The organism is Flavobacterium algoriphilum (assembly GCF_048158655.1).
Lineage (GTDB): Bacteria > Bacteroidota > Bacteroidia > Flavobacteriales > Flavobacteriaceae > Flavobacterium > Flavobacterium algoriphilum.
In genome coordinates this window covers 174,251-186,962 of record NZ_JBLNKY010000003.1, presented here as the reverse complement: position 1 = coordinate 186,962, position 12,712 = coordinate 174,251, and the positions used below count along the sequence as shown (strand labels likewise).

Sequence of the window (12,712 nt, the reverse complement as noted above, 5' to 3'; positions counted from 1 at the left end):
AAAAAAACAATTATGAAAACAGATAAAATAGTATTAGGAGTTTTAGGTGGTCTTGCAGTAGGTGCAATATTAGGAATAATGTTGGCTCCAGATAAAGGCGACAAAACAAGAAAGAGAATTATGGATAAAAGTAATGACTATGCTGATGAGTTGAAAAACAAATTAGATACATTATTGAGTAGCATAAACAAAAAATATGAAAAAATTTGGAGTGAAGGTGAAAATATGATTTCTGAAGGAAAATCTAAATTTTATGATGCAAAAAACGAAGGTGAAAATTTAATCGCTGAAGGGAAATCAAAATTTTATGATGCGAAAAATGAAATCAAAAATACAAGCATCTAAAAATAGGTACGCCAATATTAAAATTTCAATTTTAAGTACGATTAAAAATTAAATTATGGACAACTTTACAGCATCAATAGAAACGCTTTTTGAAAGAGCCGAAGATTATACCAGAACAAGCGCCGAATTAGTTAAGCTAAAAGCAATAGACAAATCAGCGGATGTTTTATCTTCTCTGCTCTCCAGATTAACCATTGCTATTGTTGCTGTTATGTTTGTTCTACTTCTTAATATTGGACTTTCATTGTGGATCGGTGAGATTGTAGGAAAACCCTATTTGGGCTTTTTTATAGTAGCCAGTATTTATTTAGCCGTTTCCATAATACTATATTATTTTAAGGATCAGTGGATTAAAACCCCTATCAGTAACTTTATTATTATTAAACTACTTAAAAAAAAATAATATGGAAAAGATAAACCAAACCAATTCATTAGAACAAACTATACTTTATTTACAAGACAAACAAGCTTTAGAATTACACGCCTTAAAACAGCAGTTTGAATTGACTTATGAAAGCATAAAACCTATAAACCTCATCAAAAGTGTCTTTACCGAAATGACTACTTCCCCAAATATAAAAGGCAATATAGTCAATAATATTGTAGGGATGGCAATAGGATACTTAACAAGAAGAGTATTAGTAGGATCAACCCGTAATCCAATAAAAAAAATATTAGGAACACTTTTACAATTCGTTGTAACTAATGTTACCACAAAACATTCTAATTATTAAACGTTTATAACTATTTTGATTGCAAATTTAATTCTGGTAATAAATAATTTAGTTTATTTTTTATAGCCAGACCGAAAAACTATTAATTACTTTTTTACTTTCTAAGGAATCAATAGACTTTCTAAATAAAGTAATTTGTATTTTAAAAGTTTGCGAAAATTTTCCTTAAAACTTTGAGTCGAAAGATAATGAACACGAAAATAAAAAAGGTAGAGCTTTATAATTACGAATAAGGAACTTATTTTTCAAAAAAAAGAAAAAGAAAAACGTGCTGCTGAATTAATTATTGCCAATAATGAACTTGCTTTTCAAAACCATGAAAAAAAAACAGGCAGCTGAGTTAATCATGGCTAACTTGGATCTTAAAAAAGCAGAAGAATACAAAAAAAATATAAAAGGTTTGGAGGAAATGATGTTTATGACTTCTCATAAAGTTAGACAGCCTGTAGCCAATATTTTAGGTTTATCTGATTTACTGGATCAAACAATAAATTCACCTGATGAACATATCCAACTCCTAAATCACATAAAGCAATCTGATTTGGTGCTCGATTATTTCACAAAAGAATTAATGCTATTTATTTCCCATTTGGAACAAAAAGGTAAAATAAAAAATATGCCTAATTAAAACCATTAAGTATAATTAGCTCTTAAAAGCAAAATATTACCGACAATAATATCCGTTAATGGATATATTTAAAATGAATAGGAAATTAATCCTAAAATATAGTTGCATCAACTATTACAGCAGTTTTGTCAGTATTTATATTATTCCTTTTCTTCAAAAGTATTTCTTCATAATGCTTTTTGGCACAAAAAAATTAGCGATTTCTACTCTTTTTAGAAAAAAAAGTTAAGTACATAACACCTATTTTAAATACAAAACACTAATTTACAATATATTAATAAAAAAATAACATTTTAAATACGTGAATATTACAACTTCAATTTTTAATTATGTAACACTTACAGCTGATAACTAAACAATCTTTGTGGAATAAAATAATAAACCCCCTAAATTCAACAAAATGAAAACTAAAAATCTACTACTGACATTTGCAATACTCTTTATTGCATCAATCACTGGTTGTGCAGAAGACGATTTCGTAGAAATCGATGGTGTGTGCCCAATTGTATTATCAACAAGCCCGGATAATGGCGCTATTAACGTTCCTTTGGACAAAACTATTACAGTAATCTTTAATGAAGAAATGGATGCATCTACTTTTGACGCATCTTCATTTACTTTACAAGGGTCAAGTTTAGTAGCGGGAACAGTTTCATTTAGCGGTACAACTGCTTTATTTGTACCTACAAATCCTCTTGCAACAAATACTACTTATACCGGCCGAATTAAAACATCTGTTAAAGATATCATGGGTAATGCTTTACAAGCTGATTATGTTTGGACATTTAGTACCGGTTCTACTGTAACTCCTATGGTGATTTCAACAGATCCAGCAAACAATACTACAAATGTATTTCTTAACAAAATAGTTTCTGCAGATTTTAATATGATAATGAATCAAGCTACTATTAACACAACAAATTTCACATTAAAACAAGGAACAACATCAGTTGCAGGATCAGTTTCATACAATGGAACGACAGCCTATTTTAGTCCAAATAATCCCTTGACAGCTAATACTGTTTATACAGGTATGATTACAACTGGAATCAAAAATATCCAAGGTACAACTATAGCTAGTAACTATACATGGACCTTTACCACAGGATCTGTTACGGCTCCTACTGTAACAGCAACTGACCCCGCTAACAATATTGGAGGAGTTGCGCTTAATCAAGATATTTCAGCGAATTTTAGTATGTCAATGGATCCTTTGACAATTAACACTTCGACATTTACTTTAAAAAATGGGGCGACATTGATTCCTGGAACTGTCTCTTACTTAGGCACAACAGCTACATTTAATCCAAATAGTGATCTATCATCAGGAACTACTTATACTGCTACAATTACAACTAGTGCTAAAAATGTTGCTGGTGTTACTTTAGCAAATGACTATGTTTGGAACTTTAATACTAATGCAGCTGTAGTTGGAAATATGGTAAATCTTGGATCAGCTGAACGATTTGGAATTTTATCAGGAGTAGGTGTAAGTAACAACGCTGGTTTTAGTATAATTAATAATATGGATGTTGGTATAAGTCCAGGAGTTCGTTCTTCAATTACAGGGTTTCCTCCTGCAATTATCGTGAATGGCGCAATTTATGCTTCTGACGATATTGCTCCCCCAGGTGTTCCAGCCATGTTAACGCAAGCCAAACTAGACCTTACCAATGCATATCTTTTTGTAGAAGGAGCATCTTATAGTGCCCCAATAACGGTATCAGGTGATCAAGGTGGGAAAACTCTTGCTGCAGGTATTTATAAATCAACATCTACACTTTTAGTACAAAATGGTGATTTGACTCTTAACGGTAGTGCAACAGATGTTTGGATTTTCCAAGTAGCCTCAGCCTTCACCACTGTAGGTGGGGCTGGTGGAAATATAAAACTTACTGGTGGAGCCCTTGCTAAAAACGTCTTTTGGCAAACGGGAAGTTCTGCAACTATTGGAGATTATACTTCATTTGAAGGGAACATATTAGCCTTGCAATCCATAACTATGGGATCACATTCCACTGCAAGAGGGAGAATGTTAGCTCGAAATGGAGCTGTAGTAATGACACACACTAACATAATCAATAAGCCATAAAAAAATGAAAAATAAAACTAATTTTAAATTGGGATCATGCGTTGCATGGTCCCATAATAACCTGATTATTAAAAGTATTGCAATAATTGCTTTGGGATGGTTAATTATTCAAACTCCAGTTCAAGCACAGCAAACAATAGAAGTTAAATACACAAAACCTTCTTGGTACTTTGGTGTTGCGGGTGGAGCTAATTTTAATTTTTACAGAGGTTCTACTAATCAGTTGAATGCCGGTTTTACTCCTCCGGCTACTTTTCATGATGGAGATGGTGTTGGACTTTTCATAGCACCACTTTTAGAATATCGCCCTGCTGATTCAAGATGGGGTGTAATGCTTCAAGCTGGATATGATAATCGCAAAGGTACTTTTGACCAAGTAGTTACTCCATGTGACTGTCCGGCAGATTTATCTACGAATGTAAGTTATATCACAGTGGAACCAAGTTTACGTTTCGCTCCTTTCAAAAATAATTTTTATCTTTATGGTGGTCCTCGTTTGGCTTTCAATATGGATAAATCATTTACTTATCAATTAGGTATCAATCCAGCTTATCCGGATCAAGCACCTAGTCCTGCAGTAACAGGTGATTTAAGTGATGTCAAAAAAACTATTTTTTCAATGCAAATTGGAGCTGGATATGATATTCCACTTTCTTCAGATAGTAATAAAATACAGTTTGTATTGTCTCCTTTTGTTGCTTTTCAACCTTATTTTGGTCAAAATCCACGTTCAACAGAAACTTGGAATATAACTACCCTTAGAGCTGGTATTGCACTTAAAATGGGACAAGGACATAACATTCAAGAATCTACAGATATGTTAGTAGATCGCGAAGTTCAATTTTCTGTAAATTCTCCTAGTAATGTTCCTGGAGAAAGAAGAATTACTGAAATATTCCCACTTAGAAACTATGTATTTTTCAATGCTGGATCAACTGAAATCCCTAGTCGTTATGTTTTATTGACTAAAAATCAAGTAAAAGACTTTAAAGAAGATCAATTGGAAGTATTTGCTCCAAAAAACTTATCCGATCGCTCAAAAAGACAAATGATTGTTTATTATAATGTTCTAAACATTTTGGGAGACCGCATGCAAAAAAATCCTTCTTCAACTATTACTTTGGTAGGTTCATCAGAGAAAGGTCCTGAAGATGGTGTTGCAATGGCAGAATCAATCAAAACCTATTTAGTAAATGTATTTGTAATAAATCCTTCTAGAATTACTACTAAAGGTCAAAACAAACCGAATATCCCCTCAGAACAACCAGGTGCAACATTAGAATTGGAATTACTACGTGAAGGAGATCGCAGAGTTTCTATCGAAAGTACTTCTTCAGATTTATTAATGGAATTTCAAAGTGGTCCTGATGCTCAATTGAAACCTGTACAAATTGTTCCGCGACAAGAAGCTCCTGTTGAAAGTTATGTTACCTTTACTAATAAAGGAGCAAATGAAGCTTTATCTACCTGGTCTTTACAAATAGCCGATGAACAAGGAAAAGTACACTCTTTTGGACCTTATACTCAAGACGAAGTAAGTATTCCTGGGAAATCCATTTTAGGTAGCAGACCAGAAGGTGATTATAAAGTAAAAATGATCGGTCAAACTAAAAGCGGCAAAATAGTAGAGAAAGAAACTCCGGTACACATGGTACTTTGGACACCTTCAAAAATGGAAGAAGGAATTAGATACAGCATAATTTATGAATTTAATAAAGCGAAAGCGATAGCTATCTATGAAAAATATCTTACGGAAGTAGTAACCCCAAAAATTCCTGTTGGAGCAACAGTAATTATTCATGGTCACACTGATATTATTGGTGAAGAAATTCACAATCAAGATTTATCTCTTGCACGAGCCAATGATGTAAAAAGCATTATCGAAAGCGGCTTATCTAAAGCAAGTAGAAACGACGTGAAATTTGAAGTACTTGGATATGGTGAGAATGAAAACAAATCTCCTTTTGAAAATAAAACTCCAGAAGAACGTTTTTACAATCGTACCGTAGTAATTGATATTATTCCTGTTGCTAAATAACTCAAAACAATAGAGAATTCACTTTTTATAAATTAAAAAAGAGGATAGAAACTTAAAGGTCTATCCTCTTTTTTATTTTAAATTTAAAATCTATCTGTCAGTGTAAATCAATGAATCAAGAGCAATCGACATTGTTATTTTTTTCTTAATTAGTAATTATCGCATTTGTTTTTTTTTATCATACCGTTTAAAAATCTGAATTTTAACAGAAAAAATATTATATTTACTATTCAGTCTCCGTAAATATGACTCCCAACTAGAAAACCCTTATCAAGTTTTATACTGCATTTAAAAATGGTGATGTTTCAACAATGAGTGAATGTTAGTTTAAAGATGGTTTAATTTTCAAACATACTGATCATTTTGACATCTGGGAATAGTCAAAACAAGCATTCGGAATCAAAGGTTATTTATTTGGGTGGACTGGTTATTTCCAAAATAAAATACAACAACAAGCGTTGCTATCATTAAAGAAGTATAAAAAAACCAAACACGTTTATTGAAATTTTAAAATCGCGATTTAAGAGCGATTTAAATCGTCTAAAAGTATAAATGGAGCTAAACCAAGATTTCAACTCTGACACATTTGTCCACTCACCTAGCATCATTTAGGGCAAATAAGTTACCACAGGCGATTAATGGACTGTTAAATTAAAAACAACAAACAATTCTCATTGATTCTATTCGTTTTAATTAATATTATAATCACAATCAATGTTTAGAATAAAAAGTTAAATAAGGGCAAGAAAACAACAGTTATAATACAAGTTTGTATGGTACAATCTTCAAAAAAACCCGTTCCATTTCAATCCAGCAGAAAGTATTCTGTTTTAGAAATTCTACAATTTATAGTATTGTCTTGTTTGATTTTGTATTTTGGTAAAACGCTTTTTATTCCGTTAAGTTTTTCATTACTCATCAGTTTTATTCTGTATCCCATTTGTAAATGGATGGAAACAAAAAGTATTAGTAAAGGTATTGCTATTGTTATTTGCATTTTAGGAATAACACTTCTCGTTGGATCTATAGCTTATTTAATGTTCGTACAGTTCTCTGATTTCCTGCAGGAATGGCAATCATTACGCGTAAAACTTTCGGACACCATGAATCAATTAAGTATTTTTATTTTCGAAAAATTTGACATCAGTATTGAAAAACAATCAGAATTCATAAAGAACACGCTCGATAATTCTGGTTCACAGGCATTCTCCATATTACGCAACACGGCTTATTCCCTATCAGAATCATTATTTATTCTATTAATGATTCCTGTTTTTTCTGCGCTTATACTCTATCACCGTCAAATGTTATCGATTGCGCTCTATGAACTTTTTCCTCCGGAGAAAAAAAGTACCATTCATGAAATCCTCGTTGAAACCATTCATGCCTATTATAATTTCATCAAAGGGATGTTGATGGTATATTTAATCGTTGGACTCTTAAACAGTATTGGACTATTGATTATTGGAGTGCCACACCCCTTTTTGTTTGGTTTTATAGCCTCCATTCTAACTTTTATCCCTTATGTAGGAATAATGATCTCTTCGCTTTTGCCCATTGCAGTTTCCTGGATAACCTATAATTCAATTTGGTATCCGTTAGGTGTCATAGTAGTCTTTTCTATTGTTCAAGCACTGGAAGCGTATATTATATTTCCGTTTGCAGTGGGAAGCCGTTTGAAAATAAACACACTTGTAATTATTATCGTGGTACTTGTAGGAGGCATTTTATGGGGCGCTGCAGGAATGATATTGTTTATTCCGTTCATAAGCATTGTAAAACTGATTGCGGACCGCACACCAACTCTAAAGACGCTATCAGTTTTATTGGGAGATGGCGAACAAAAGAAATCTTCGAAATAATCTATTTCAAAAGAGCAGAATCAAACTTCCAATCCAACTCCTTTTTGTACCACAATTGCCCTTGCAAAACTTCGAGAGGACAGTCAAAATTATTCGTATACAATGCTCCGGTTCCTAATCCTTGCGGCATGGAATTCTTTTGTAAAAAGGTCCATTGCGCAATCGCATTAAGTCCAATATTACTCTCTAAAGCGGAGGTAATCCACCACCCAATTTTATGCTTCTCAGCCAATGAAATCCATTCTTGGGTACCTCTAAAACCACCTACAAAACTAGGTTTTAAAATAATGTATTGCGGTTTGATTTTCTCCAATAATTGTTCTTTTTCGGCCAAAGAAAACACACCAATCAGCTCTTCATCCAAAGCAATAGAAAAAGGAGTAGTTTTACATAACTCTGCCATCCTGTCAGTATGATTTTTTTGTATCGGCTGTTCAATACTATGTAATTTAAATTCAGATAGTTGAATTAACATATCTAAAGCTTTGTTTTCATTAAAAGCACCGTTTGCATCCACACGAATTTCGACTTGTTCCGGAGTAAAATGCTCCCGAATAAACCGTAATAATTGCAGTTCTTTATCGAAATCTATCGCTCCAATTTTAAGCTTTATACATCGAAAACCTTGCGCTAATTTCTCCTCGATTTGTTGTTTCATAAACGACTCCTCACCCATCCAAACCAAGCCGTTTATCAATATCGATTTTGTACCATTAGTAAAGTCCGAAGGAAAGAGTAAAAAAGGAGTTTCACTTACTAAAGATTGGAATGCCATTTCCAATCCAAATTGGATGGATGGAAAGACTAATAAAGCTTCCCAAAGTTGCTCTTGTCCAAGGTGAATATTATCGCAGGTCCATTGTAATTTTTCTTCATAATCCGGTCGATCATCAATACTCAATCCACGAAGAATTCCACATTCTCCAATTCCTTTTTTACCGTCATGTTCCAAGACAATAAACCAAGTTTCTTTTTCGGTCATGACGCCACGGGAAGTTCCTGAAGGGCGTTTGAAATTAAGAATGTATTTGTGATAAGTTGCTTTCAAGAAATTATGAGTTATGAATTGATATAGTCTCAATCACCAGTTTTAATATGTTTGAATTAAAACGTCTGTAGGAATGTTTAACCGCTCATGCAGTTGACGAATCATTTCCAAGGAAAGTTTTCGTTTGCGATTTAGAATTTCACTTGCTCGGCTTTTTAAACCAACAATATTGGCCAAATCATTTTGATTATACCCCATTTGTTCCATTCTGAATTTTATGGCCTCAATTGGATCCGGCATACCAATAGGAAAATGGTCATTCTCATATTGGTCAATTAAAATACCTAGTACTTCCAATTCGTCACCTTCAGGCGAGCCAATTTTAGCATCAAAAATAAATTCAAGTCTTTCAAGAGCCTGATTATAATCGTTTTCTGTTTTTATAGGCTTAATTTCCATTTTAATTAAATTTCGTTGGCGTTAATTTTATCATACTCTGCATGCGTTCCAATAAACCGGATCCAAACCATTTGATAATCAACATTTATTTTAACTATTAATCGATAATTATTTCCTTTGATATTGAACACAAATCGATTGTCATTTAAAATACTAGCACTTGGATATTCCTTTTTTATCTCGTTGGGATTTTTCCATTCAGATTTACTTGTTTCCTGAAACCAAGATTTTAATTGGTGTTCGCAATCAGCATGAGCTAACCAAAAATCTCTCAATATTTTTTTTGCAATTACTCTCAAAGCTTATTTATTTTACAAAGATAAAAATAAGTTCCCATTTTGGGAAATTATTTTTATTAAAACTTAAATGCCTTTATATTTCTTATATGGTAAAAAATAACTTATTCAAACCATATAAAATTCAACAAAACATAAGGTTATTAACCTCTAAATTACTTTTCGATTAACTTCAAAACTCTTTCAAAATCATCATTTTTAATACCTACTTTTTTGAAAGCCTCAAAATCTTGCTTTACTTTTTCAGTCCAACCCAAACTATCGGTTACGTTTTGAGATTGGTATTCTTTATAAATAGTTTTCGCTGATGAATAGTTATTATTCAATAAATAGGCGTGCGCCAAATTCAACTTTATCAATAACTCCGAATCATCAAGCTTCCCGCCTTCTTTTAGTAATTTAATCGCTTTACCGTATTGCTTCGTTAGAATATAACTGCTTCCAATTGCATTATAATCCAAAGCAGTTGCCTTATTGTTATTAATTACCGTATTCAGCTTGACTATTGCAGCGCCATAAAGCCCTTGTTTCAATAAATCCGCTGCTTGTTTACGCAAACCATTGTAAACCAAATCAGAAGCACCCGTTTCGTTAAAACAGCTATTCCCAAAATCCTTAAAAGCTTTAGAACGCTCTATCGCTAATAATTTTTGGAATTCCTTGAACTTGTATTTAAATTGTATTTTATCGAGAATACAAACGCAAAAATCATCTGAATTAGTCATTTTCTGAGCCATATTCGATGTTTTGCATTGATCAATGATTGATTTTCTGTTTTCTAGAGTCCAACCACGACTGAGTTTATTATCGACCCATGGCACCACTTCAAGAATGATTTTTTGATTCATGATCCAGTTTTTACTTTCGAAACCAAACCATAAATTCCCAGAATTCGATTTCATACAAGCCGATTTCTCTGTAGAAAGTCGTTTAGCATCTTTACTAACCGGCGCATCCTGAACCAAACAAGCGTCATCGGTTTTTCCGTTTTCTTTGTATTTTGTGGCTAAATCACTGCTTGAAAAAACGGTATACGTACATTTATCATCTCCTGATATTTTAGATAAGATAAAAACTGCTCCTGCTGAACCTTGACTAATTCCTGTTGGGTCTGGAATGGCTTTTAAAACCGAAACCAAACTACCCGCCATTTGCTGATTTTTATCTAGAAGCGTTATTCTGTAAACTACTTCAGTGGTTCCTTCAGGGAAATCTTGGGTTTTAATAATTATCCTGTCTCTGGCGGAAACTGAAATTTCTTCGGTTGTAGCACGAGATTTATCCCAATAACCGTCTTTTTGAGAAAAAATAGTATTTGTTGTAATTAGAAATAAAATTAAAGCAATGAAATTCTTTTTTTGCATGATTGATTTAAAATTTAAACACGAAGTCCACAAAGTTTTTCGCAAGGTTCGCAAGGTGTCAAGTCAACGATAGCCCTAGCCCAGATAGAAGTGAAAATCCTTTTTTAAAGCTTTCAGCCTACAAAAGTTTGAAAGCTTTAAAAAAGATTGCAACGAATAGCTGGATTAGCTCCAAATAAAATTACAATTCGATGAAACTTCCTATTTCCAGCAGCATCAAATCTTTTCCTTTATCGAAGAATTTACGAATGGCGGCTTCGTGATCGATTTCGATATAACCAAAAGTGTCGTAATGATACCCAAGAATTTTATCGCAATCCAAGAAATCAGAAGCAACAATAGCATCTTCGACATCCATGGTGAAATTATCGCCTATTGGCAAAATCGCCAAATCTAGTTTGGTACGCAGAGGAATGAGTTTCATGTCCATAGTAAGTGCCGTATCACCCGCGATATATATATTTTTATGTTCGCCTTCAATGACAAAACCGCCCGGATTCCCACCGTAACTGCCATCGGGAAAAGAACTGGAATGAATGGCATTTACATATTTCAGTTTTCCAAAGTCAAAATTCCAGCTACCACCGTGATTCATGGGATGCGCCTGAAAGCCTTTTGCCCCATAATGACCTGCAATTTCAGCATTGGAAACAATTACTGCATTGGTTCTTTTGGCAATCGCCTCGACATCAAGAATATGATCTCCATGTGCATGCGTTATCAAGATATAATCGGCTTTCAAGGTATCAATATCAATAAGAGCTGCTTTTGGATTAGCAGAAATAAAAGGATCTACAATAATGTGTTTGCCGCCAACTTCTATCCCTAAAGACGCGTGACCGTAAAATGTTATTTTCATTTGAATTAAATTTTAAAATAGACTAATTTGAGTTTAATAATTATTCACGATCAAATCCGAAAAAAAGAAAATCATGCACAACGCCAACAACACAGAAAGTGCAAAAGTACTTAACGCTAATTTTTTTAATTCAGGATCTAATTCCTTAGGGTTGTTGTTTTTATAAACGGTAATTAAATGTTTAGTTAAAGGGATATAAGCCAGTAAAAACAGGTATTGATCAAAGTGAAAATGGTCTACAATTGCAAAAACAAGTACCAAAACCATTGCTGTAACAATCAGAAAATAATGGTATATTTTAGCTTTGGCTCCGCCAATTTTTACGACAATCGTGTTTTTATTTGATTTTCGATCCGAAGCTTCGTCACGCATATTATTTAGATTTAAAACGCCGACACTCAATAATCCAATGGCTATTGCAGGTAAAACCAATTCAAAATCGAGTTGTTTTGAATATAAAAAATTTACCCCTAAAGTACTTACCAACCCAAAAAAGACAAAGACAAAAACATCACCAAATCCTCGGTAGCCGTAAGCCGTATTTCCAACTGTATAGCGAATTGCAGACACAATTGAAAGAATTCCTAACACTAAATAAAACAAGGAATACCACAAATTAGTATCCTTAAATGCATAATAAATCAACAGCATCGCTGAAAGTAACGTCAGTGCCGATGTAATGATAATAGCACGCTTCATGGCTTCCGGAGTAATCACACCGCTTTGTATGGCGCGTTTTGGACCTACTCTGTCCTCATTATCCGTTCCTTTCATCCCATCACCATAATCATTGGCAAAATTAGAGAGAATTTGTAAGCCAAGTGTAGTTACTATGGCAAAGCCAAAAAGCCGCCAATTGAAAACTTCTGTTGGAGTTAATATTGCATCCGTTGGGTGTGCCAAAGCATACATACTTCCAACAATTATTCCCGATACAGATAATGGTAATGTTCGTAAACGTGCGGCTTCAATCCAATGTTTCATATTTTTTATTTAAAAGTTTGAAGTTAAAAACTTAAGGTTTGTCTTAAAAACAACTTTAAATTT

General features: G+C 33.3%; 13 protein-coding genes. 7 read left to right on the top strand and 6 right to left on the bottom strand.

The window, feature by feature from the left end:
- The first annotated feature begins 12 nt into the window (after positions 1-12).
- From ACM55G_RS07850 to ACM55G_RS07820, 7 genes are all read left to right on the top strand, one after another.
- Positions 13-345, top strand: a complete 333-nt coding sequence (locus tag ACM55G_RS07850) for a YtxH domain-containing protein (protein ID WP_416843347.1) — start codon at positions 13-15, stop codon at positions 343-345.
- A gap of 55 nt (positions 346-400) precedes the next feature.
- On the top strand, positions 401-748 hold the full coding sequence (locus ACM55G_RS07845) for a hypothetical protein (protein ID WP_416843346.1): 348 nt from the start codon (positions 401-403) through the stop codon (positions 746-748).
- Position 749: 1 nt separating this feature from the next.
- Complete coding sequence (locus tag ACM55G_RS07840) at positions 750-1,079, top strand: hypothetical protein (RefSeq protein WP_416843345.1); 330 nt, start codon at positions 750-752, stop codon at positions 1,077-1,079.
- Between the two features lie 316 nt (positions 1,080-1,395).
- The gene (locus ACM55G_RS07835) at positions 1,396-1,707 is read left to right on the top strand and encodes a histidine kinase (RefSeq protein WP_416843344.1); all 312 of its coding nucleotides are present in this window, start codon (positions 1,396-1,398) and stop codon (positions 1,705-1,707) included.
- 400 nt (positions 1,708-2,107) lie between these two features.
- Positions 2,108-3,799 carry an Ig-like domain-containing protein gene (locus tag ACM55G_RS07830; RefSeq protein WP_416843343.1) on the top strand — a complete coding sequence of 564 codons (1,692 nt, stop codon included), beginning with the start codon at positions 2,108-2,110 and terminating at the stop codon, positions 3,797-3,799.
- Between the two features lie 4 nt (positions 3,800-3,803).
- Complete coding sequence (locus tag ACM55G_RS07825; protein ID WP_416843342.1) at positions 3,804-5,837, top strand: outer membrane beta-barrel protein; 2,034 nt, start codon at positions 3,804-3,806, stop codon at positions 5,835-5,837.
- A gap of 773 nt (positions 5,838-6,610) precedes the next feature.
- Positions 6,611-7,699: an AI-2E family transporter gene (locus tag ACM55G_RS07820; RefSeq protein ID WP_416843341.1), complete on the top strand. Its 1,089-nt coding sequence runs from the start codon at positions 6,611-6,613 to the stop codon at positions 7,697-7,699.
- A gap of 1 nt (position 7,700) precedes the next feature.
- Here ACM55G_RS07820 and ACM55G_RS07815 read toward each other — a convergent pair whose 3' ends face one another.
- The 6 genes from ACM55G_RS07815 to menA all read right to left on the bottom strand — a co-directional run bounded on the left by ACM55G_RS07815 (position 7,701) and on the right by menA (position 12,649).
- Positions 7,701-8,747, bottom strand: coding sequence for an o-succinylbenzoate synthase (locus ACM55G_RS07815; RefSeq protein ID WP_416843470.1), 1,047 nt, complete (start codon positions 8,745-8,747; stop codon positions 7,701-7,703).
- A gap of 42 nt (positions 8,748-8,789) precedes the next feature.
- Positions 8,790-9,146 (bottom strand): helix-turn-helix domain-containing protein, encoded by a 357-nt coding sequence (locus ACM55G_RS07810; protein WP_314897053.1) that lies wholly within the window; start codon positions 9,144-9,146, stop codon positions 8,790-8,792.
- A 5-nt stretch (positions 9,147-9,151) separates the two neighbouring features.
- Positions 9,152-9,445: a type II toxin-antitoxin system HigB family toxin gene (locus ACM55G_RS07805; protein WP_416843340.1), complete on the bottom strand. Its 294-nt coding sequence runs from the start codon at positions 9,443-9,445 to the stop codon at positions 9,152-9,154.
- 152 nt (positions 9,446-9,597) lie between these two features.
- Entirely contained in the window at positions 9,598-10,806 is a 1,209-nt protein-coding gene (locus tag ACM55G_RS07800; protein ID WP_416843339.1) for a tetratricopeptide repeat protein, read from the bottom strand.
- A 181-nt stretch (positions 10,807-10,987) separates the two neighbouring features.
- On the bottom strand, positions 10,988-11,665 hold the full coding sequence (locus ACM55G_RS07795) for a metal-dependent hydrolase (protein WP_416843338.1): 678 nt from the start codon (positions 11,663-11,665) through the stop codon (positions 10,988-10,990).
- Between the two features lie 33 nt (positions 11,666-11,698).
- Positions 11,699-12,649 (bottom strand): 1,4-dihydroxy-2-naphthoate octaprenyltransferase, encoded by a 951-nt coding sequence (menA, locus tag ACM55G_RS07790; protein WP_416843337.1) that lies wholly within the window; start codon positions 12,647-12,649, stop codon positions 11,699-11,701.
- Between the last annotated feature and the right edge of the window lie 63 nt (positions 12,650-12,712).